We start from the raw sequence: 23648 nt of genomic DNA, 5'->3' as shown, positions 1-23648 counted from the left end.
TGTCACTTTAATGGAATTGAAAAATGTGGTATCATTTAGGCTATAAATTCTAATGCTTGTCTAAGCTCGTATATATTTGTACGAGCAAAAAAATCTAGAAAAAGGCGCAGTGGCATAATCTAAAATGGCAGAAATAACCTGGCTCGGTCACAATTGCTTTCGTCTTCGCAGCCGTGAAGCTACAATTGTTGCAGACCCGTATAGTAAACGGCTTGGATATGATTTTGGAAGACCACGTGCAGATATTGTTACTATAAGCCGTCACGGGGATTCCTACGGTTTTATTGAAGCGGTTAAGGGCGAACCTAAAGTTATTCTAGGTCCGGGTGAATATGAAATAAACGAAGTATTCATCACCGGAATTGGCTCTTACGCCGATATGGAAAAAGGCAAGTTGCGCGGCAAAAATACTATTTATGTCTTCGAACTAGAAGGCATGTCGATTTGTCACCTCGGCACGCTTGGACATCCGCTAACAGCGGAACACCTTGAGTTGATGAGTCGGATTGATATACTAATGGTGCCGGTCGGCAATCAAGGAACTATCACTGTAAATCAAGCTTCTGAAATAATCAGTGAAATTGAGCCACACATCGTAATCCCAATGCATTACCGGGTGGAAGGGCTAGACGCGGAACTGGACGACATCAGTAAGTTCAGTAAGGAAATGGGGATACAAGATATCTCACCACAGGAAAAATTAACTGTAAAGCCCTCGGATTTGCCGGAAGGCACGAAGGTCATAGTTCTAGACCATCGAAACAGTTACAAATGAGCAGCAAGAGGCGGGCTAAGTCCCGCCTCCCCCTTTTTATAAGCGATTTAACCGAGGTAAAGAATACGGGCGCAGCCTGTGCGAAGCCTTATTAGGAAAGGAATTTGAAAGAATGCCGAAGTATATATTTGTTACAGGTGGAGTAGTCTCTTCGGTCGGAAAAGGCATCGCCGTAGCCAGTATTGGACGCTTGCTTAAAAGCAGGGGATTCTCGGTTAAAATCCAGAAATTAGATCCATATTTAAATGTTGACCCCGGTACAATGTCACCCTACCAGCATGGCGAAGTTTTCGTAACCGATGACGGCGCAGAAACCGACCTCGATTTGGGACATTACGAACGGTTTACCGACGAAAATCTCAGCCGCGCCTCTAATGTTACTACCGGACAGGTATATAGCAATGTAATTGCCAAAGAGCGACGTGGGGATTTTCTAGGGGGCACTATTCAAGTAATTCCGCATATCACCAATGAAATCAAATCTCGAATCGGTGCAGTAGCCCGCAATGGCAACCCAGATGTAGTAATCGTTGAGGTAGGCGGTACAGTTGGCGACATTGAGGGTCAACCTTTTCTCGAAGCCATTCGCCAGATGCGCAAAGATGCCGGGCGTAACAACGTCTTATACATCCATCTGACTTTGCTGCCCATGATTTCACCTACCAACGAATTAAAAACCAAACCTACGCAACACAGCGTCAAAGAATTGCGCAGCATCGGAATCAGCCCCGATGTCATAATCCTACGCAGCGACCACCCGATACCGGATGAAGTACGTTCCAAAATTGCTCTATTCTGCGATGTGGAAATGGAAGGGTGCGTGCCACTCCAGACCGCCAGTTCAATTTATGAAGTACCGTTGGTACTGGAAGAATATGGGCTTGGCAATTACATAGTAGAAAGGCTTGGTTTACCCGCTCGTATTCCCGAACTGGAAGAATGGAAAAATTTGGTTGAGCGAATCCGCACCCCAAAGCGTACCGTTCGAATCGGTTTGGTTGGAAAATATGTGGCATTACACGATGCCTATCTGAGCGTGGCGGAATCGCTTCAGCACGCCGGACTTCATAACAATATTTCGGTCGAAATAGATTGGATAAACAGCGAATCTTTTGAAGGGGAACAAGGGTATAAGCGAGCCGTTGAACTGCTCAAAAAGGTGGATGGCATTGTAGTACCGGGAGGCTTTGGCGATCGCGGCATCGAAGGGAAAATCGTTGCCTCCAAATTTGCACGCGAAAACAAAATCCCCTATCTGGGGCTATGCTACGGAATGCAAATGGCAGTTATCGATTTTGCCCGTCACGTCGTCGGCTTAAAAACTGCAAATACCACCGAAGTGGATTCTCGCTCGATTGACCCAGTAATAGACGTGATGGCTGACCAACGCGATATTGCCGACCTTGGCGGAACTATGCGACTAGGTTTGTACCCTTGTCGCCTCACACCCGGAACTAAAACCGCGGCGGCTTACGGCAATGTAGAAGAAGTACTAGAACGGCATCGCCATCGTTTTGAATTCAATAACGCCTACCGTGAGCGTCTTACTAAAGCCGGACTTATTCTCAGCGGGCTTTCACCGGATGGCAGACTGGTAGAAGTAATCGAATTACGAGATCATCCTTGGTTTGTAGGTACTCAATTTCATCCCGAATTTAAATCGAGACCGAATCGTCCACATCCCCTATTCCGCGATTTCGTAGCAGCCGCTATGAAAGTAATCCACGAAGGTGAACAACATATTCTGCCACTCGATGAGACACTCCAAGTAACTGGAAAAGCAGTTGGTTATCAACTATCTTCAATTAACTCGTAGAATCCGAAGCGCTCAACCACTAACTCTGGTTGGGCGCATTTTAAAATTTAGCATTTATATACTTCTTCATATTTTTTTAATAGGTTAAAAATAAGTCGGAACAGCCTATTTTTAAAATCTAAGCTCAAACGTGTAAATAATATATATACAAAAACTCGAATTAATATTTAACAGTGGCTGAATTTTATCTTCTTTACCACTAGGCGAAATATTTTTTCAAGGGGTTTTTATTAGACTTTAATCTGTTAAACTATTGCGTTTTTCATAAATATGAATTATACTTTTGAAAGTTACGGAGAGAGACTTAGAACTCGCAGATACTTTTACAAATTAGGGGAAGCTACCAAATTTAAAGTTATAGGGTAAAAGGTTAAGCTCACAGTGGTGAGGTTATACTAGCGTTCTTTGGGGTATAACTGAACTAAATAACGGGGAAGGGTTTCAGATGGAATTTGAAGATATAAGCTTGATTTGTAAGGATTGTGGCACTAATTTTTTATTTACCGCAGGTGAACAAGATTTCTACCAACAAAAGGGTTTAGTAAACCAGCCCGGTCGTTGCCATGAATGTCGCACAAATAGAAGAACAGCAGCAGCGCTAAATAGTATCCAAGTTCCAGTACCAACACAACCGGAAATAGCTCAGGAGCAGCCGACAGAGTCTACTACACCAGCCGTAATTACCAGTACTGTAAAAGAAACTACCAAGATAAACTGCGCTGCCTGTGGTAAAGATACTACTGTTCCATTTCGTCCAAGGCTTTCTCGACCCGTTTACTGTTACAAATGTTATAACGAAATGCGGGCTAATACTACCATACCGCCGTCTGAATTAGCACCAGCAGAAAAAAATCAGGACGAAAAACACGAAGAATCAAATAAGGAGTCTGAACAGGTTCTTTAAACAACTAGCATTTATTAGGCGGGCTAAATCCAAATTATATACCCGCCTCTCTTTACCTCAAGTTGAGGTTTCCTCGGTTTAGTTTTCCTCATTTCCCCTGTCAAGTATTTCCGTAATGTGTTAATATAGATATAGCCTTTATATTCTAATTCTTTTATTCATGTTTGTGGTGCAACTTTTAGCCGTATTTGTGCATTATATTTTTTAACAGACCTTCCTAATATTTATTCAAATTTAGTGGTTGTGTTACTCAGGTAATGCGCGATACAAAAATAAAGCTGGACTTTTACTACTCTTCTACAATTCTAAACCGAACCAACCCGGATAGTTGCACCGCAGGCGAACATAAGGTTGGCGCAATGTCGGATACTGAAATCTTTAAAGGTGAGGTTGGGAATGATTGGGATCCTGCTAACTTTGATGGGATTATTAATCAGTTTCAACCTCGAATATTTCGGTTTATTTACTCGCTTGTCGGTGAAGCCGAACTAGCCAGCGACCTAACTCAGGATACCTTCCTGAGTGCATATCGCCATCTGATACGCCGACGCGAGATAAACCAAAATAGTGGTTTGCCAATACAAAGTCCTACGGATAACATGTCTGCATGGCTATATGCTATTGCTCGCAATATTGCACTTAGCGAAATCAGACGGCATAAAGTTGTCCGGTTTTTTTCATTTCGGCAAAAGTCTGATGTAAATCAACCGGAAAACGATTTTGATAGCTTAGCAGATACACCTGCACTTGAGCCTGGCGGTAGTCTTGAGAATCGCTCAGTTCTAACCGACGAACTGGAAAGAGCCATCAAGTTGGTTGGGCGGCAAAAGCTGACCGCCTTATTGTTACATGTTGATGGCTTCAGTTACCGGGAAATTTGTGAAATTACCGGAGACTCCTTATCTAGTGTTAAATCACAAATCTTCCGTGCCAAAGAAAGCCTGCGTAAAGCCCTGATATTACAGAGTACATCCAATAAATTGTTCGGAAATGAAGCAGAGGAACAGCTATGAGTCAGCTAACCCAGACTCCTCACAAGATACACCGCCGCGAAGCTGAGCAATTGATTTCGTTATACCAAGATGGCGAAGCAAACCCGGCACAAAAACAACAAGTTGAAGAATTTATACTAGCTTGTTCGGATTGTCGCAATACACTCACCGATTACCGCTTCTTAAACGCCCGCCTCGGTGAATATCTGGGTAATGTAGCCGTACCACCTGTCACAAATCTTTTAAAAAATCTGGAAAAGCACCGAATCCCTTCTAAAGTAGCACAACCTACGCGGCTAGGGTTAGCATACGGTACTGGGTTCAGGCAGGTAGTAGCATATTCGGCACTATTACTGGTTACCTTGATCGGCTTTTTCCTGTTAATTTACCAGACACAAAAACCATCCGAGCAAATTATACCAACTGTAACCCCTATTCCTACCCTTATAGCAAATACGCAACCGACCTCTTCACCCACCGCTGCGGATATTTCTCCGGTTTTAGATAAACCGCTTATACCTTTTCCATCCGTTGCACCGCTCAATGTTCCGGTTGTACCTATACCAACTAGCGAAATAGCTTTGATCAATCCAAAACCATCTGGGCCTACTGCTACCCCTGCCATTGCGCTTAAAGCAACCGATACACCGATGATAGCGGTAACTGCCAGCCCAACGGAAACTCCTGCTGCTAGTGCGGCTCCGGTAAGTGCGCCTGATAAAACAGTTGCGGCTGGCTGGATCGCTTACATCGGAAAAGAGGATGGGGAAATATACCTGACGCACAGCGATGGTTCTACTAAAATGCAATTGAGCCTGAAAAGCGCCGAAAGTAAAGTGCAGTGGCGACAGCTTGTGTGGTCTAACAACGCGAAAGGGCTTGCAGCAGTCGGTTACCAGACTAATAACCACAAATACGGCATTTACCAGTTCCGCGTTGACAATCCGCCTATAGCACAAGCAGCGCCGGATAATTATGTAGGTGAGGGAGTAGCACCCATATGGTCACCGGGCGATTCAAAAATGACCTTTCTAGCTGGTCCAATAAGAGACTCAGGAAACGGCGTACTCGATGGGCAACCGGCGATATTGGACATGAAAAACCGCACCACTTTGATTTTGAACAACGACTATACCGGTCTGACACCACAATGGTTTGACGATGAAAAGCGGGTGCTAGTAGGACAAAACCGAGTAGTAAACCTTGATGGCTCTGAAATTGGCTCGTTTAATATTTTCGATAATCTGTGTGCCGCTGCCAGTATCTCGCCCAAAGGCAATAAATTGGTGGTACTGGAATATACAGGTTCAGGATTTCGCCCAGTTTTGTACGATCTAAATCAAGGTATAACAGGGATGTTAAAACCGACTGTCACATTCAAAACAATTTTCACAGGAAACTTGGGTAGGGGAACTGATTGCGGCGCAAGCAGAATTGCTTGGACTTCCGATAGTTCTGGTTTCTACTTTTATATGACAGAAGGAGGCTTGCCTCGAACTTGCTGGGCTAATCCTGTTTCAGAGCAATCGCAGTGCCTTAGAAACGTTATTAATCCCGGCTTTTCCTTCGATGCTTCAGCCTATGCCGATTTTAACCCCCAAACCGGGCAGATTTATACTGCTCTGTTTGGAGATAGACCTTCTAACCCACGAATAATTGCTGAAAGCAAGGTTCCGCCCGTCTGGCAACCGGGTTTATAACTACTTGCTATTAATCAATCGGAGAGCTATAATATTCTTTGCCCCGATAACGCCAAAGTGGTTATCGGGCTTTGTTTGCGCTTAATCTCAATCAGGAGTAGGGAACTAAAATGGCAAAAGACGTAAAGCTTTCAAAAACAGTGCCTACCGGTCAGAACGTAAACCTGCCTACCGGACACAACTGCGAAAAGTGCGGGAATATGACCACCGAACGCACGCTGCAAGTAGTAAAGACGCTCAAGCCGGATGGCAGTAGACAGACTAACTTCTACCATCGCGACTGCACTAAATACTAGTCGCCTGAGTTTTAAAATGATGAAAGAGGGGTTATTTTGCCCTCTTTTTTTATTGCAACCGCAATTACAGCAATTTTAAAGCAAATAAACTGGGGAGGGTTTATGCAACCCTTCCCCAATAGCTATTACCCTTATTCAGACTTATCAAGCCTTGATGGTAACCACAGGATCGGTAGTAGCGGATAGTTCAGCCGAAGCTTTTTCAGACCTGTTCTTGGCAGCTTGTACTTGACGTGGCTTCTTACCCCAATCCGTTTCCGCACAATATTGGAACAAAGTGGTAAAGTAATCGCGCACACTTGGAGCTTCGATTCCAGCTTCTTTCAACAACGTAGCAGTTTTAGTATTATCAAATTCGAGCCGCATACCCAGATACGGATAATAGGGTGAACCTAATTTTATGGTCTTATAAGTGCGCTCATCAAGCAGGAATTTACCAGCAGGTCCACTCAACAAATTTACCAAGCGAGGATCAACCACAATAGGTTTTTTGACATTGAAGTAAGAAAGTGCGGCTTTAGCAACTTCCCGTACTGTTACAAGGTTAGCCCGCCCGGCAGTAAGATGGTAAGTATTTCCAATCGTTTGAGGTAAGTTGCACATGTAAGCAGCGCCGGAAGCTACGTAATCCACCGGTACAAGGTCAACCCGACAATGTTTATTGGCAGGCATCACCCGCATTTGATTATTGGCATAAGCGCGTAAGGGCCAGTAGAAAGCCTTGTAATTGATCGTTTCGCCGGTTCGAGAGTCCCCTACTATAATGCTAGGGCGCATTATGGAAGCGGGCAAGTCATTCATTGCCGCCCGTACCAGCAACTCGGCTTCATATTTCGTCTGCTCATAAGTATTATGAAAACCGGCTTTATGTTGAAGCTCATCTTCGTATGCCACGCCGCTACGTTTTCCGGCAACATAAGAAGTGCTAATGTAGTTAAACCGACCTTCATTACCTGCTTTTCTAGCAGCGCGTGACAAATCAAGGACATGAGAAGTACCTTCCAGATTTATCCGACGTGCATCGCTAAGAGGCTGATCAAACCTTACACCAGCGGCGCAATGCAAAACCTGCTTAGTACGAGAAGCCAGATCATACCAATCTTCTGAGGACAAGCCCAAGCGCGGGAAAGTAACATCACCATCAAGCACGCTCAAGCGGCTTAATTTCTTTTCCAAATCCTCCCCGGTAAAATGGCGACGCACAATTGAAGTGATACGCCGCTCAGCAGTAGTTTCTTTATTGGCACGCGAAACCACTACTATGTGAAAATTAGGCTGCCTCTCCAGCATTTGGCATAATAATTCCTGACCTAAAGCGCCAGTTGCGCCAGTAAGGATACACAAATCCTTTTCAGGTAATTGAGGTAGTTTGCTAACCATATTCCGCAATCCTTTCTGCCACCGGCATCAAGTGGCAAGGTGAGCGCAATAGCACTGAGGTGCTATATTTTTGTTGTCAGAATAGAATCAAAAAACCTTGAGCGCAGTAGTAGTGGCTACAGTATAAAAAACCCCTTCCAATAATTGGCAAGGGGTTTAAAAAAATTTATAAGGCACGACTAAACTAGAGCGGTATGTTACCGTGTTTCTTCGGAGGATTAGTATCGCGTTTGTTTTTGAGCATCTCCAACGCGGTAATAATCTTGAAACGGGTATCTTTTGGCTCGATAATATCATCGATATAACCGCGCCCTGCCGCAACATAGGGACTGGCAAACTTCTCGGTATATTCGGCTTCGAGTTGCTTGCGAGTCTTATCGGGGTTTTCGCTCTTCTCTATCTGGTCTTTGAAAATAATATTAACCGCACCATCTACGCCCATAACTGCAATTTCAGCGCTAGGCCAAGCGTAGTTAATATCGCCACGCACGTGCTTAGAACTCATAACGTCGTAAGCGCCACCATAAGCTTTACGCACTATAACTGTTACCTTTGGAACGGTAGCTTCGCAATAAGCATAAAGCAGTTTCGCACCATGCCGTATAATACCGCCGTATTCCTGTCCAACACCCGGTAAAAAGCCCGGTACATCTACTAAGGTGACAATTGGGATATTAAAGCAGTCGCAGAATCGTACAAAGCGAGAACCTTTATCAGCGGAATTGATGTCTAGTACCCCTGCCAATACTGCCGGATTCTGTGCTACTATTCCAACGCTGCGCCCGCCCATATGAGCAAATCCTATGACAATGTTCTGGGCGTAGAATTCCTGAACTTCGAGGAATTTCCCGTCGTCCACCACATGTCTGATAAGGTCACGCATATCGTAAGGCTTGTTCGGCGAGTCAGGGACAATAGTATTTAATATCTCGTCTCGGCGAGTGGATGGATCATTGGTAGGAACGAAGGGTGGGTCTTCCACGTTATTACTTGGCATGAAGCTGATCAATTCACGCAGAAGCGCAAGGCATTGCACTTCATCTTTTGCCGCAAAATGAGCCACACCACTAACCGAGTTGTGTGTAGCAGCGCCACCAAGCGACTCGAAATCAACTTCCTCATGGGTAACCGCCTTGACCACGTTTGGTCCGGTCACAAACATGTAACTGGTATCCTGCACCATCGCAATAAAATCGGTCATAGCAGGGCTGTAAACCGCGCCACCAGCACAAGGCCCAAGAATTGCGGAAATTTGGGGAACAACACCACTTGCCAACACATTGCGTAAGAAAATATCAGCATAAGCGCCTAATGATACAACGCCTTCCTGAATACGCGCACCACCACTATCGTTCAAGCCGATAACCGGAGCGCCATTTTTCATCGCTAGATCCATTATTTTGCAGATTTTTTCTGCATGTGTTTCGGACAGCGAACCACCAAATACGGTGAAATCTTGGGAAAAGACAAAAACCAAACGGCCATCAATTTTTCCATAGCCGGTGACCACGCCATCACCCATATATTTCTGGTTTTCCAGTCCAAAATCTGTGGAACGGTGGGTTACAAAAGCATCTAGCTCTTCAAAAGTACCCTCATCCAACAGAAGATCAATGCGCTCACGTGCGGTTAACTTTCCTTTTGCATGTTGCGCATCAATTCTTTTTTGACCACCGCCTAGCATTGCCTCTTTGCGTAAGCGGCGCAACTCTTCCACTTTTTCAAGATTAGATTTTACTTTAACCACGCCGTTTGCCGAGGAAGCGGGCTGCTGAGTGGTATTACCGCCAGCGCTGGCTTCAAGCTTGGCTTTCGCGTCTGCGTCAGACATGCCTCATTACCTCACTCTATGAGAATAAACGACTTACAAATATAATACCCGCGACTCGAATATTACCACATTTAATATATTTTCGTGTAATTCATAACACAGTCTTTATAGCTACTCACCCAATTTTTGGGATTTAGGTTCAAATTTGCACAAAAGCTTTGAAAATACCAAAAGTTGAGCCTAGTTGACGTAGTAAGCATCCTTTTAACTTGATAGACACAAATCTATCGGTGTGCTATGATTTAAGTACAAGAGGATGAGAAATGACAATGCAAGACTTCGAATTCGAAATTGGTAAACAGTACCGCAATCGTCGCGGAATTTATACTGTAATCAGCATAAACCAACCAAAAATGCTGGTTTCCTATGAGGATGGTACAACCGCCGAGCTTACTATAGAGCAACAGGCGAATATTGTACGTAATATGCTGAATGAAGATTGGGCACGACAGACTCAGGAACAGGCAGAGTTACTTAAAGCTGCTAAAGCACGCCCTACCCGTGTGCCAAAAACTGATTCGAAAGCCAAATCTTCCGCTACCACCAAATCTCAAACTCCAAAGCCGGAGAAAGAGCCTAAACCGCAACGGGAAAATATAGCTACTCGGCGGCAGGTGCTAGCTTCAGAAGTACCACCCTTACACCGTACTTTGCTGGCAAATGATCCTAATGACCAGCTTTTCAGAGCAGACGAAATCCGTATCTTTTCCCAATTTCGCGGCTATGGTAATCAAAACGCCCCCATTTGGTTTTTGGGGATGGAAGAACAAAGTGAATTTGGCACTCTGGAATTAAAACACCGCCTTGCGATGGAAATTTACGAAGAACGTTTTGCAGATTTGCAAGCGTGCTATCGCTTGGAGAAAATTCCGGTCTCTTACCACTTTGCTACACCCGAACACAAAATAATGGCGTTTATGGGGGTTCGCTTCAATGGCGAAGGGATTTATCCAAGCGCGGAAAAGCTGGAAGAATATTTTGCAGCCAGCTTTGGTACTACCGCTGGCAATGTGCTGATCGCTGACCTTTTGCCTTTACCAGTTGGTAACGAGTGGCTTTATAGCAATATCAGAATCAGCGACAACTCAATGTTGCAATATCATTTGCGCGACCGCAAGCTCTATACCCAAATGTTTTTGCCGGAACGAATCAGCCTTTTCCAAGATATGTACGAATCTCTCAAGGCTAAAAATGAAGCGCCACGTTACATTTTCTGTTACGGTGGTCGCAAGCATTGGACTCACTATCGGAAAATTTTCCCGCTCAGTTATGTAGAAGTTACGCTCGAAATGCGAAAAGGCGGCCCAGATTCTACTCTGATGCTTGGACGTGACAATGATTCTGGCACGTGGGTTATTCTCACCGGGACTTTTAGCGATTCTCGCGGAGACGTTACCAACCACCTGTGTGACCAACTCGCACAGCGCTTGGAACAGTTATAATAAATAATAGGCAAGGGGTTTAAGCCACTTGCCTGAAATTGTATTAAAGCTAAAGCTTTAGAAAATAGACACGATTCGCTGTGTCATATTTTGAGCTTTACTCGCTCAAGATAAATAAAATAATTCTACTCCAAAGGGCGGTAAGTTTATTTCTGAAACTTCCTCGCCCTTTATTTTTCGATAAATTCGATTGAGCGGAACCTGAACCGAATGGCTGTTATGGTTAATCAAAGCGAAATATTGGTTTAAATCCCCGGCTCGTACCACTTCCAAACCCTCGACCAGTGGCAAATTAGGGATAGCAGAAGCACATTCTAGTTGAAATAACTCTTCCCATAGGTAGCGATAAGTCTGCTCATTGGGCAATACTCCTAGATAATAGGCTTCTCCAGAATTGAGCTTTCGGCATGCTAACGCTACTGAATCGGCAAAGAAATCAAGCTCAAGCGACTTACCATAGCGTAGAATAATCTCTACATCTTCGCCCGTCTCTAATCGTTCTATCCATAATCGACGGGCATTCACTTGCCTACCTGTTACCTCATCGCACAAAAGCACCGATATATCACCGCGAGCAGGCTGATTTCCTAGAATTTCGGTGTTAAAATTGCCCGGTATGAAAGGTGGGAAAGAAATATATTCCTCCACCCCTATATGCAGCCAATCCTTCAGAGCGTAGGGTTGCCCCTCGTCAGACCAAACATTGCTTGGCTCTTTCGCCCCCGCTCTAGTCATTAGCAATAGCTTGCCACCCTCCTCCACATAGACACGCCACATATCAGAGGTATAATAATCTCCAATAATTGGTGCAGGCGCAATCACTAAGGAGTATTCTTTCAATTTTACTGCCGGGTAATCACGCGGTAAAATATCAACCGGAATATACCGCTTGCAAAGACTATTGTGTAAATCCTTTACAATTTGAAGGTAATCGAAAGCCGCGTTGTGGGGTTCCAGTTGCAAAGCCCATAAATCATCATAGCTAAAAAGGATAGCCACCCGCGCTTTTTGTCGTCTGAAAAAGTTGGGCGGCAAAGCGTCCAGTTCTTTGCTCAAATCCATAATCTCATAATAAGCGCGGGTTTGATTGCCCTCGTGAGATATGATAGAACTATGATATTGCTCGCCCCCAAAACGTGATTGCCGCCAGCTAAAATATACCGCGCCCTGCCCGCCTCTCAAAAAGTTCTGGAGCGTCCAAAGGCGCACTTGCCCCGGATATACCGGAGGGTTATATTTAGTCCAGTTAACCGGCCCAACCCCCTGTTCCATCACCCAATGAGGCTCTTGTTTCAAACCAAACATAAAATCGTGATAGAAAGCTATTTCTGATGCTGCCTTCATACCATGCGGATAATTATCCCAAGAAATAAAATCAAGCGGGGCGCTTAAATCTTGAAAATTGACGTTATCATCCCCATAAAATACATTATGGGTAATAAAACCTCGTTTGGGTGCCCAGTGTTCACGAATCGCATCTACCTGTAAATTGAAATATTCCAGCGCATTATCGCTGGCAAAGCGGCGATAATCCAATTCTAAGCTAGGGCTATAGCCTGCGCCGGTTTGGGTGGGCAAAGGAATTTGCGACCATTCTTTATAAATCTGACCCCAGAAAATAGTGCCCCATTCGCGGTTTAGTACCTCGATTGTTTGATAACGATTTTGCAACCAAGCATACCAGTTGGTAGCACAACGTTGGCAATAACAGCGGCAATTGCCATGATTGCCCATTTCATTATCAATTTGCCAACCGATGACGGAATAATTATTCAAATAGTGATGCGCCATTGTCCGCGCAATTCGGTTAACTTGAGTGCGATAATAGGCATTGCTAGGACAATAGAAACGTCGTCCCCCAACCGTAAGAACATGCCCATCGCGGGTATGTGCTAGTATATCGCCGCGATGTTCTGCCATCCATGGAGGGGGGGCAGCGGTAGGAGTGCCGAGAATTACCCGCAACCCCTGTGAATTTAACACATTAATAGCGCGATCCAGCCATTCAAAATCATATTCTTCGGGGCTAGATTCGATTTTCCCCCACGAAAACTCAGCGAGGCGCACGACTTTTAAGCCAATTGTACGCATTTGCTCGGCATCTAATTGCCAACGTTCTTCAGGCCAATGTTCAGGATAATAAGCCACACCCAAAACGGGGCGGGGCAGGTAATTCGACATTTTTAAGACCTCTATAAAAATAAGCTTTTAATTTTTCCTCTAAATGGTAGGTTAACTAGTTCACCTTGTCAACCACCTGTTAATCCTCTAAACTAAAGGCTATGAGAAATGAAAAAAAGGCAAAACTTAACGGTTTACGGCTACTACTTATAGTAGGGGCTGTTTTGTTATTGGGTGGAATTGCCTTGCTTTTGCAGAACAATACTGTGGGTGTAACCCAAAATGAACCGACTCCGACTATTGGGGTAGGCTCAAGTGCAGAACAAGGCTTGAAGTTATTTCGCAATAACTGCACAATATGCCACCCGAATGATGGTAAAACACCGGCGAAGGGACCAGCGCTTACAGGCTCACGTGCAACAAGAGATTACACCTTCCTTATTTGGCAAGTACGCAATGGCAAAGGGCAAATGCGCTCCTTTTCATCTGCTAATTTGAGCGATGCAGACCTTGCCTCGATTTATCTTTATCTTTCTACCGAACTTAGCGGGAAGTAGGCTTTATGGAACTTTCTGAAAAATTGAAAGCCCACCCCATAATCCCGGCAGTGCGCGATCACGCCAGCCTTGAGGCAGCGCTCCAACACCACCCGCCTACCCTAATGTTTCTCAAAGGTGACATCTTCGAAATGGAGAAGGTAATAGAGCGCACCCGCAAGCAACAAACGCTGGCATTGGTGCATATTGATCTAGTGGAAGGAATCGGGCGCGATAAAGCCGGATTGCGCTATCTGAGAGACAATCTTGGGCTGGAAGGGGTGGTAAGCACGCGTAGCCAGTTATTAAAAGAGGCACAAGGGCTAGGTTTGGTTACCATCTTGCGCCTGTTTCTGCTGGACAGCGCGGCTTATCATACCGGCATTGGTTTATTACACAGCCTCTCCCCAGATGCGGTAGAAGTATTACCCGGCGTAGTCGTACCGCACTTGTCCGAAGATTTCCGGCGCGATGTCACAAAACCGCTGATTGCCAGCGGCATCTTGCGCAATGAAACGGACATTCGAGAGGCACTTGAAGCAGGGGCAAGCGCCGTTTCAACCAGCAAAAGCGCACTTTGGGGCTTACGCTTCTAAATAACCTCTAAGCCGTTAGCGTCTGGCAAGGTCGGATATGGTTGGTGTGGTTCGGTCTGATACCAGAATGCGGTTGAGGCAATATTGTCTTGCAAGGGTAGGTAACGCGCATCGCTGCGCCAACCTAACGCTTGCACCGTCACCCGCAAATCTTGCTTAAAGCGCACCGGATCCATAATATGCCAGCGATACATTCCAAAACGCATCTGGCTGCGATAAAGCCCATCCGGCTTTATAACCTGCGGCAAACCCAGAAATGGAGTTGAATAAATGCCATATTCGCCTTTGGGATACTCCCAGTTCCATGCTCCTCCAAAATAATCCTCGGTGCCTGTTCCGCAGATGGTGGGGAAATCGTGGTCTCCATCCAGATAAAACTTGACCTCACCCTCGCCCCACCACCCGTTATTATTCGTCTGCCACGCTAGATATGTACCTACATATTGCCCGATGCCCTGCACCCCATCCAGAATTTTATGCACTTCCCCGTAACGTAGTGGATTACTGCGCCGCCATTGGGCATGAAAATATGCCAAATCTTCCGGCACTTCGGTAAGAGTGTAGTCTATCTGGTAGTACAATTGCACCTCTTCCTCCGCCAGATTCTCGATAGTTAGGCGAGCACTATGGCGAAAAGGCATTTCCCAGTAACTGTTCATACCACCATTCGGATTTACCGAAATAGGTAATGAATTAACCTTACACGGTTCACACCAGCCATTGGCAAAAAAATCGCCATAGGGACATTCAACCGAGGGTTTTTCTTCACCGTCCCAATAAAAGCGTAAAACCAGCCTACGCCAATTATTAGGGGAAGTGGTCATCCAGAGGTGCTGAATTGCGCCTGAACCATCTATTTCCGCAAGCGTAAAAGTAGCGCGAGGCTTGAGCATAACGGAAGGGGAAATTTTCCAACCCTGACCAAGCTCACGGGCATACCCTGCGCCTGTTCCGATGGTTGCCCTACCGCCGCGCCCTTTCTCACCGCTGAAATTCTCGGCACTGATGGAGCGAGATTTCGCATTGGAAAGGCGCGCCAAGTTTCCTAAGCTCATGCCAAGCCCGTTAAAAGTAAAATTATTTGCCATATTTTAACCCTTATTCTAGCCTGATAGCCTCATATTCAAAATGCGCCATGTTGAACTTTTATACGATTAAGCTATAATATCCATACTGTAAAGATTTCGTTAGCCTTTGCTAAAGCGAACAAACAGAGGGGAAGGGTAGAAAGCTCAGCGCCGGTATATCTTCAGCGGTACCCCCGCCAGTTATCTCCCTCCAATCATTGCAATTACAAAACCTGACTCATTTCGGTACCAGGTTGTTCCGGAAAGGAGAAGAGCCTATGAAAAGCTACAGAACGGAACAGATTCGAAACGTAGGCCTATTTTCGCACGGCGGAGCGGGTAAAACGTCTTTAGTCGAAGCGTTACTCTTCGATAGCAAGACTATTAACCGTCTGGGTCGCGTGGACGATGGCAACACCGTTAGCGATTTTGACCCGGATGAGGTGAAACGCCATATTAGCGTTAGCACCTCCGTTGTGCCGTGCGAGTGGAACGATACCAAGATTAACTTGATTGACGCTCCCGGCTACGCTGATTTTATAGGTGAAATTAAATCTGCGGCGCGTGTCGCCGATTCGGCGCTTATCCTGCTTGATGCCACCGGTGGGGTTGAAGTAGGCACTGAACAGGTATGGGGCTTTGCCGCCGAGCGAAATTTACCACGCATCCTCTTTGTAAACAAACTCGATCGCGAAAATTCCAATTTCTTCAATGCACTTGAAGCAGCCCAACATTCCTTCGGATCAAATGTAGCCGCGCTGCAAATTCCGGTAGGCAAAGAAAGCGGTTTTAGAGGAATAGTTGACCTCATTTCCCGCAAAGCTTACCTGTATAGTAACAGCCGCGATGGCAAGTTTGAAGTGGCGGAAATTCCCGCCGACCTGAAAGAACAGGCTGCCAGCCTGCGCGAAAAATTGGTGGAGCGCATTGTCGAGGCAGACGAAGAATTGATGTTGCGTTATCTGGATGGGGAGGAAATAGGCGAAGAAGAGTTGGGCAAGGCTTTGCCAAAAGCGGTCGCCTCTCAACAACTCTATGCAGTGCTGTGTGGAAGCGCAACTGGCAATATCGGTACAGCCCAATTGCTTGATTTCTTGGCATTGGCTGCGCCTACGCCAAGCGAGGAAGGGAAAGCATGCGACTCGAATGCTTCTCTGGCAGCTATTGTCTTCAAAACCGTCGCAGACCCGTTTGGGCGTATTACCTACTTTAAGGTAATCAACGGCGTGTTCAAAGGTGAAGGGCAGCTATACAACGCCAGCAAAGGCAAATCCGAGCGCGTGGGCACTGCTTTAATGGTGCGGGGAAAAGAGCAAATTCCTGTTCCGGAAGTAGTAGCTGGAGATATTGGGGTGGTGGTCAAATTGCAGGAAACCAACACTAACGATACCATCAGCGCCCCTGACAAATCAGTGGAACTGGCGAAGATTAACTTCCCTGCGCCACTCTATCGCGCCGCCATTCTACCTAAGACCAAAGCCGACCTTGATAAGATGAGCGCCAGTATTGGTCGTTTGGTAGAGGAAGACCTGACTTTACATGTTGAGCGCGACTCCTTTACCGGAGAGACAATCATCAGCGGAATGGGCGAGAGCCATGTGCATGTGGCTGCCGAGCGGTTACAGCGCAAATTCGGCGTGAACGTAACCATAGAGCTACCCAAAGTGCCTTACCGCGAAACTATTCTGGGCAGTAGCAAAGCCGAGTACAAGCACAAGAAGCAAACCGGTGGTCATGGTCAGTACGGTCACGTGCTGATTGAAGTATCTCACTCTGAGGATGCCGACTTTCAGTTTACCGAATCAATTGTGGGTGGTGTAGTGCCACGCAATTACATCCCGGCGGTAGAAAAGGGAGTGCGCGAGGCACTATTAGAAGGCATCGTAGCGGGTTTCCCGGTGGTAAACATCAAAGTAAATCTGTACGACGGTAGCTATCATCCGGTGGATAGTAGTGAAATGGCGTTCAAAATTGCCGCTTCGCAAGCTTTCAAGAAGGGCACTTTGCAAGCAAAGCCCGTCTTGCTAGAGCCGATTTACGACCTGAAAATCACCGTGCCGGATCACTTTATGGGTGATGTGATGGGCGACATCAACAGCCAGAAACGTGGGCGGGTATTGGGTATGGAGCAGATTGGCAATGGTTACACCGTTGTTGAGTCACAAGCGCCTCTCGCCGAAGTGCAGCGCTATGCTACCGACTTACGTAGTATGACTCAGGGTCGCGGTATCTTCACAATGTCTTTTTCACATTATGAGCCTGTACCGCAAAATATTGCGGATCACATAATCGAGAAACACAAGAAGGAAATAGAAGCCGCCGCTGCGCATTAGTTATAAACCCTTTTAAGAGTAAAGAAAAAGAGCGGGGGTTTTTCCTCGCCCTTTTTTTACACCCTACTTACTACCCCCAAGAGTTTTTATTTACCGCCAAGCCCGCCCATAAGTTTGAAGCCTTCACCGATTCCCTCAGCTACTTCCTTCATATCCTCGCCAATGCTCTTTTTAGAGCGAGAGATGCAGTAAGCCATCGCCAACACGCTTGCCACCAACGTTATCATCGACCCAACTACGCCCATATACAACCCAAAATCCATCTTCACCGGAATACCCTGATAACTACCTTTTTCCACCAATCCGGTAATATCAACCATTTTGTAAAGCATCGTACTGGTATTGAAAACACTTGCACCGATAAGCAGTCCAGAATAGCCTTTCTTACTAACCATCAACCCACCAAAACCCAAAGACATTACTACCAACCCGGCAATTAAAACAGGTATGCCGTGAATTGCGCCAAAGTCCGGGGCAGTACCGCTCATATTGCTGAACATACCTAACCCATTTGCGCTTGAAACCCCTTTAGACATGAAGAAATCAATCCAGGGCAGGAACGGGCAAATTGTAACCAAGCTACCGCCAACCGCGACCGCAAGGTAAAAGTAATTAATCGAAGGCTTTTTCATACGTCGTACCAGCATCGAGTGTACAGATTGGTAAGGTAGGTAATTATATGCCTGTGGATGTCGATGATATTGCTGCGCATAATAATAATTAGGCTGGTTTAGCTGTGGGTAATTATAGCTCGGCAGTTGCCGTGTATTATTTATAGATTGGATGATTTGCGGCTTGGTGATTTGTCCGGTTTGGTTAGTCATGTTGTACGCTCCTCTGGGTACTAACGAGGAAAATAAATAAAAATAGAGAGTAATAAGTATTAGTTAACTGCTATGACTATACCAGTCCGAGTAGCTGAATAATTATAAAATGCGTCACAACTTTAGTGTGAAGTTAAGCAATTAATTAGAAGTTGCGCTTAGCAAAAAGAATTGGATTTTACCCGCATGCAAAATCTCGCCGTAAGGGTTATAATTCCCGATACTTGAGAATTTTGTAACAAAGGAGCCATTTGCGGACTTGAAAATTCTGATGCTGACCTCCTCCTACCCTAAATATCCGGGGGATGTCACTGCGCCATTTATCGAGGAAATAGCCCAGAACACACAAAAACTGGGACACAAAGTGACTGTGCTGATGCCCTATCATCCCGACTTGCACCGTCAGCCTGTCGAAAATGGTGTAAAACTATTTAATTTTCACTATAGCCCCTTCAAAAAATGGAATATATGGGGCTATGCCGCCTCACTTGAGGGTGATGTCAGGATTCGACCGCTGATTTATCTGCTCTTACCATTTGTGCTGTTGAGTAGTTTCTGGCATATGTGGAAATTGACACGCTGTGAACGCTTTGCTATGATTCAAGCTCATTGGGTTATACCAAACGCCCCGGTTGCCGTATTAATCGGCATGCTCCGTAAAATCCCGGTGGTAATCAGCATGCACGGTTCGGATGTATATGTAGCGGAACGACTTAAGCCGGTAGGATGGGTAGCGCGTTGGGCTTTTAAACGGGCGGCAGCGGTCACTGCCTCTAGCCCCGACCTTATGCAAAGAGCGCAAAAGCTAGGCGCACCTCTGCAACCGCACAGAGCGGTAGTAATACCCTACGGAGCAGACCCTTCGGTATTTCGTGCGCCTGCAATGCCACGCCCTGAATTGCGCCGGAAATTGGGTTTCGGTGAAGATGAGCAAATCTTGTTTTGTATCGGGCGATTAGTTTACAAAAAAGGCTTTGAATACGCCATCAAAGCATTACCGCAGGTTTTACTAAAATTTCCCAGAGCACGGCTGATAATTGCCGGACAAGGTGATTTGCACGCTGAACTGGAAGAACAAGCGCGGGCAGCATGCGTAAAAAACCAAGTGACTTTCACAGGAGCGATCCAACACGATAAAGTACCGGAGTATCTGGCAGGGTGTGACCTCTTTTTATTGCCAAGTATTGTGGATAAGAGTGGCAATGTGGACGGCTTGCCCAATACATTAATGGAGGCGCTGGCAACAGGAGTGCCGGTAATCGCCTCAAATATTGGGGGAGTATCGCTGGCAGTTGAGGATGAGGTAAACGGATTATTGGTAGCACAGCGTGACTCAGCCGCGCTGGCAGAAGCAATCTGTCTGCTTCTTTCGGATAGTGAGAAACGAAAAAAATTTGCTGCGGCGGGGCGAGCGCGAGTTGAGCGCGAATTGAACTGGACTGAAATTGCACGCCGTTATCAGAAAGTTTTTGAGGACGCAAAATCAAATGCTAATTGACAAAATCAACAATAAACAGGCTAAGGTTGGAATAGTTGGTTTGGGATATGTGGGCTTGCCGGTAGGTGTAGCTTATGCCGAAGCCGGATTTCGGGTGACCGGGCTGGATGTTACTCAGGCGAGGGTTAAAATGCTCAACCGGGGCGAAAGCTATATAGATGACATCCAGAGTGAGAGGCTCTTGCCGATTTTGGCTAACGGCAGTTTCAAAGCCAGCTTTGACCCCAGCGTGTTGGCAGCACAAGACGCGATTATCATTTGTGTGCCTACCCCTCTTAATAAAACGCAAGACCCTGACCTAACTGCCATCAAAGCCGCCACCAAAGACATAGCAGCTAACCTGCAACGTGGACAACTGATTGTGCTAGAAAGCACCACCTATCCCGGCACTACTCAGGAAATTATCCAACCTGTACTGGAATCCAGAGGCATGAAGGTAGGCGAGGATTTTTATCTCGCATTTTCACCGGAACGCATCGACCCCGGAGCGGTTGGGAGCAAGGGCTGGCGTTTTGAAAATACTCCCAAAGTGGTAGGCGGGGTTACCCCACAATGCCGCGAACTGGCAGTTGCGCTTTACGCTAATGTAGTGGAAAAAGTTGTGCCTGTATCCTCGCCTAGCATTGCCGAAATGACCAAGATATTCGAGAACGTCTTCCGAGTGGTAAACGTGGCGCTGGTAAACGAAATGGCGCTGCTCTGCGATCGAATGGGTCTGGACGTGTGGGAAGTGGTACGCGCTGCCAACACCAAGCCTTACGGTATCATGCAATTTGCGCCGGGACCGGGCGTGGGTGGACATTGTATCCCGATTGACCCTTTCTACCTCACTTGGAAAGCGCGTGAGTATGATTTCCACACTCGCTTTATCGAGTTGGCAGGCGAAATCAACCTGCAAATGCCCTATCATGTGCGTGAACTGACGATACGCGCCCTGAATCGCAGCGACAAGGGTTTGCATGGCGCAAAAATTCTGGTGTTGGGTGTAGCCTACAAGAAGGACGTAAGCGATTTCCGCGAGTCTCCTGCCATTAAGATTATTTCCTTATTGGAGAAAGATGGGGCGCACATAACCTATCACGACCCGCATGTGCCGGAGTTGCAGGAAGGGCATGTCACCTATCAATCGGTCAAGCTTGAGCAACAAACGCTGAATGAAGCAGATTGTGTATTGATTATCACCGATCATAGCGCCTTTGATTACGAAGCGATTGTACGCGAAGCCAAAGTAGTGGTAGATACACGCAACGCCACCGCGAAAGTGGGCGAGAATCGGGATAAGATAGTTTTATTGTGAGAACCTCCCAACAAGGGCTAACTACCGCCCTTAAAAAGCAGTCAAGATTCCGCCCTGATTGGGTGTTGCTGGCAATTCTCGGCGCAGGTTTGGCGCTGAGGTTGCTGGTCTGGCTGATTGCAACGCACCGCTATTTTGTTATTGATGAAGCTGAATATTACCAGATTAGCTCAATACTGGCGGATGGGCGCGGATGGCAGTTTTACGATGGCGCAACATGGGTACGCCCGCCGCTTTTTATTCTCATGCTGGCGGGTTTTTTCAAATTCTTCGGTCATGACCTGATAATCATCCGGCTAGTCCAAATTTGTCTGAGCCTTGCTTCGGTCTATCTGCTGTATTGGCTGGGTAAGCGGCTTTATGGAAGGCGCACCGGGTTAGTGGCAGCGCTGCTGGCTTCAGTTGCGTGGCCCTTTGTGGTTTTTCCCTATCTGCTGCTATCCGAAACGCTCTTTATACTGCTATTTCTGTTGACTGTTTGCTTTTTTGCCGAGTTCTTCGCCTCCTCAAAAACCGATTCCCGCAATAAATGGCTACCGGAAAACCGCAAAGAGTGGCTAACGCTGGTTGGGGGCAGTTTCTTTCTAGGTCTTTCCGCCCTAACACGCGGGCAAGTGCTAAGCTTCGTGCCTTTTCTGGCGATATGGTTTTGGATTGGCACAGGACGCAAGTGGAAGCCCGCTATAGGCGCGTTTGTGGTAATGCTGATAATCTTTGCCATTACCGTATCACCCTGGGCATTGCGCAATGCAAGCGTTTACGGTCGTCCTTTCATTGACAATACTGGGGGTTATAATTTCTTCCTCGGAGCAATGAAGGGCAGGAATGGGGCGCTGGTTTCTCAAACCCTCGAAGCGGTCAAGAATATGGCTGAGCGCGATTCGGTTGGTTACCAAAAAGGGCTGGAAATCTTTTTCAAAGACCCCGCCTCCTTCATTTTTGATAAGGGTTTCAAAGAAGCGCTGGATTTCTGGCAAATTAACTTTGGTGCAGATGAACGACTGTCTGCCGGGTATTCGCTAGGTCAGATAAACCCGCCATGGCTGCTGCTGGATGCAACCCTTAACGACCTGCTATATGTGGTGGCAGGGGCGCTGGCGATGCTAGGATTGGTGACTGCGCCTTCCTCTAGCCGAGCAGTCCGTAGTTTCGTGGTAATCTGGACGGCGCAGAACATGATTCTGGCTTTCGCCTTTTTCGCAGTAACGCGCTTCCGGGTGTCGGTTTACTTCTTCCTGTTGCTGTATGCTGCCTATACGCTGGCAAACTGGCGCGAAGTGTTGGCGTGGTTCAAACGTCCTTTGCGAAACAGCCAGTTTTTGCGCTATGCGGCGGGATTGGTTTTACCTGTACTCTTTCTAGCGGCGGTGTTGCCTTCTTACGGGCCTATCGCCTACCTCACCGGACTTGATAACCAATGGGGTACTGCCAGAGGGATAGAACGGTGGAATGAGCAGCAAAACGCGCAGGAAGGCGACCGCTTGCGACTTGAAGGTAAATATCAGGAAGCGCTTGACGCTTATGCCAAAGCCGACCAGAGCGTACCAGCCACACAAATCGGTATCGGATTGACCGAGGCGGCATTAGGGCGGTTTGATGACGCTATAGGGCGAATAGGGCGTACTTCGCAGGATATTTCGCAAAGCCATATCGCACTGGGCTATATATATCTGCTACAGGGCAATAAAGCTTACGCGCGCGGCGAGTTTAATACCCGTCAAGTGGGACTTGACCAACAGGCAGACGAGTGGGCATGGGAAAAATTGCCGACTGCCCCACTACCCGACAACACGCTTGCTATCGGTGAGTTTGATTGGGGTTACACTTACGGCTTCCAAACCTACGAAAAAGATGCCCAAACGGGCAAATTGTATCGCTGGACTTCAGGGCGTGGGGATAGCGGGCAAGAGCTTGCGCGGCTCAAATTCCCCAACGCTGGTACGCAACACCTCGCTGAGGTGAATTTGCGACTGCGCGGTTTCCGTCCTGACAGCCTTACGCCACCGCTGGTTGAAGTTTATGCTAACGGGCAATTGCTAGGCAAGGTGCAAACTTCCCGCAATTGGGAAACCTACAACCTGAAACTACCCTCAAACTTGAGCGGGGACATTATCATCGGGTTAGGGGCGGATACCTTCGTACCCGGCTCGAACAGCCGCCGCGAACTAGGCGTGATGGTCGAATCTGCCACCCTTAAATAAGTGAATGGCTCTCTCCTTTCACAAAGAAAGAAGAGAGCC

18 protein-coding genes are annotated in these 23648 nt (G+C 46.6%); 13 read left to right on the top strand and 5 right to left on the bottom strand.

What is annotated here, in order from left to right; translation table 11 throughout:
* Nucleotides 1-124 precede the first annotated feature (124 nt).
* The 6 genes from OZ401_RS00985 (at nt 125) to OZ401_RS00960 (ending at nt 6483) form a co-directional block, all read left to right on the top strand.
* Nucleotides 125-775: an MBL fold metallo-hydrolase gene (locus OZ401_RS00985; RefSeq protein WP_341468844.1), complete on the top strand. Its 651-nt coding sequence runs from the start codon at nt 125-127 to the stop codon at nt 773-775.
* Between the two features lie 112 nt (nt 776-887).
* Nucleotides 888-2591: a CTP synthase gene (gene pyrG, locus OZ401_RS00980; RefSeq protein ID WP_341468843.1), complete on the top strand. Its 1704-nt coding sequence runs from the start codon at nt 888-890 to the stop codon at nt 2589-2591.
* 445 nt (nt 2592-3036) lie between these two features.
* Nucleotides 3037-3495 carry a zinc-ribbon domain containing protein gene (locus OZ401_RS00975; RefSeq protein WP_341468842.1) on the top strand — a complete coding sequence of 153 codons (459 nt, stop codon included), beginning with the start codon at nt 3037-3039 and terminating at the stop codon, nt 3493-3495.
* 257 nt (nt 3496-3752) lie between these two features.
* Complete coding sequence (locus tag OZ401_RS00970; RefSeq protein ID WP_341468841.1) at nt 3753-4508, top strand: RNA polymerase sigma factor; 756 nt, start codon at nt 3753-3755, stop codon at nt 4506-4508.
* Nucleotides 4505-6187 (top strand): zf-HC2 domain-containing protein, encoded by a 1683-nt coding sequence (locus OZ401_RS00965; protein ID WP_341468840.1) that lies wholly within the window; start codon nt 4505-4507, stop codon nt 6185-6187. The genes OZ401_RS00970 and OZ401_RS00965 overlap by 4 nt, the downstream gene beginning before the upstream one ends.
* 110 nt (nt 6188-6297) lie before the next feature.
* Complete coding sequence (locus OZ401_RS00960) at nt 6298-6483, top strand: hypothetical protein (RefSeq protein ID WP_341468839.1); 186 nt, start codon at nt 6298-6300, stop codon at nt 6481-6483.
* 144 nt (nt 6484-6627) lie between these two features.
* Here OZ401_RS00960 and OZ401_RS00955 read toward each other — a convergent pair whose 3' ends face one another.
* Nucleotides 6628-7863 carry an SDR family oxidoreductase gene (locus tag OZ401_RS00955; protein ID WP_341468838.1) on the bottom strand — a complete coding sequence of 412 codons (1236 nt, stop codon included), beginning with the start codon at nt 7861-7863 and terminating at the stop codon, nt 6628-6630.
* Between the two features lie 184 nt (nt 7864-8047).
* Entirely contained in the window at nt 8048-9547 is a 1500-nt protein-coding gene (locus OZ401_RS00950; RefSeq protein ID WP_341469882.1) for an acyl-CoA carboxylase subunit beta, read from the bottom strand.
* Nucleotides 9548-9957: 410 nt separating this feature from the next.
* Here OZ401_RS00950 and OZ401_RS00945 point away from each other — a divergent pair, with 410 nt between their 5' ends.
* The gene (locus OZ401_RS00945) at nt 9958-11136 is read left to right on the top strand and encodes a hypothetical protein (RefSeq protein WP_341468837.1); all 1179 of its coding nucleotides are present in this window, start codon (nt 9958-9960) and stop codon (nt 11134-11136) included.
* Nucleotides 11137-11241: 105 nt separating this feature from the next.
* Here the strand turns inward: OZ401_RS00945 and OZ401_RS00940 are convergent, their stop codons facing one another.
* On the bottom strand, nt 11242-13317 hold the full coding sequence (locus OZ401_RS00940) for a beta-galactosidase (protein ID WP_341468836.1): 2076 nt from the start codon (nt 13315-13317) through the stop codon (nt 11242-11244).
* Between the two features lie 101 nt (nt 13318-13418).
* On the opposite strand from OZ401_RS00940, the gene OZ401_RS00935 reads away from it, so the two are divergent.
* The gene (locus tag OZ401_RS00935) at nt 13419-13814 is read left to right on the top strand and encodes a c-type cytochrome (protein ID WP_341468835.1); all 396 of its coding nucleotides are present in this window, start codon (nt 13419-13421) and stop codon (nt 13812-13814) included.
* A gap of 5 nt (nt 13815-13819) precedes the next feature.
* Complete coding sequence (locus tag OZ401_RS00930) at nt 13820-14389, top strand: glycerol-3-phosphate responsive antiterminator (RefSeq protein ID WP_341468834.1); 570 nt, start codon at nt 13820-13822, stop codon at nt 14387-14389.
* Here OZ401_RS00930 and OZ401_RS00925 read toward each other — a convergent pair.
* Nucleotides 14386-15477 carry a glycoside hydrolase family 172 protein gene (locus OZ401_RS00925; protein WP_341468833.1) on the bottom strand — a complete coding sequence of 364 codons (1092 nt, stop codon included), beginning with the start codon at nt 15475-15477 and terminating at the stop codon, nt 14386-14388. The genes OZ401_RS00930 and OZ401_RS00925 overlap by 4 nt on opposite strands.
* Nucleotides 15478-15734: 257 nt before the next feature.
* Between OZ401_RS00925 and fusA the strand changes: the two genes are divergently transcribed.
* Nucleotides 15735-17789 carry an elongation factor G gene (gene fusA / locus OZ401_RS00920; protein ID WP_341468832.1) on the top strand — a complete coding sequence of 685 codons (2055 nt, stop codon included), beginning with the start codon at nt 15735-15737 and terminating at the stop codon, nt 17787-17789.
* Between the two features lie 86 nt (nt 17790-17875).
* On the opposite strand, the gene OZ401_RS00915 is transcribed toward fusA, so the two are convergent.
* Nucleotides 17876-18613, bottom strand: coding sequence for a hypothetical protein (locus OZ401_RS00915; RefSeq protein WP_341468831.1), 738 nt, complete (start codon nt 18611-18613; stop codon nt 17876-17878).
* A gap of 259 nt (nt 18614-18872) precedes the next feature.
* Between OZ401_RS00915 and OZ401_RS00910 the strand changes: the two genes are divergently transcribed.
* From OZ401_RS00910 to OZ401_RS00900, 3 genes are read left to right on the top strand one after another with little or no spacing between them, the layout of a single operon-like run.
* On the top strand, nt 18873-20111 hold the full coding sequence (locus OZ401_RS00910; RefSeq protein ID WP_341468830.1) for a glycosyltransferase family 4 protein: 1239 nt from the start codon (nt 18873-18875) through the stop codon (nt 20109-20111).
* Nucleotides 20101-21408 carry a nucleotide sugar dehydrogenase gene (locus OZ401_RS00905; protein ID WP_341468829.1) on the top strand — a complete coding sequence of 436 codons (1308 nt, stop codon included), beginning with the start codon at nt 20101-20103 and terminating at the stop codon, nt 21406-21408. The genes OZ401_RS00910 and OZ401_RS00905 overlap by 11 nt, the downstream gene beginning before the upstream one ends.
* Entirely contained in the window at nt 21405-23609 is a 2205-nt protein-coding gene (locus OZ401_RS00900; RefSeq protein WP_341468828.1) for a glycosyltransferase family 39 protein, read from the top strand. Before OZ401_RS00905 ends, OZ401_RS00900 begins: the two co-directional genes overlap by 4 nt.
* The last annotated feature ends 39 nt before the right edge of the window (nt 23610-23648 follow it).

Origin of the sequence: Candidatus Chlorohelix allophototropha (assembly GCF_030389965.1) — a bacterium.
Lineage (GTDB): Bacteria > Chloroflexota > Chloroflexia > Chloroheliales > Chloroheliaceae > Chlorohelix > Chlorohelix allophototropha.
This window is presented reverse-complemented; position numbering and strand designations above follow the sequence as displayed.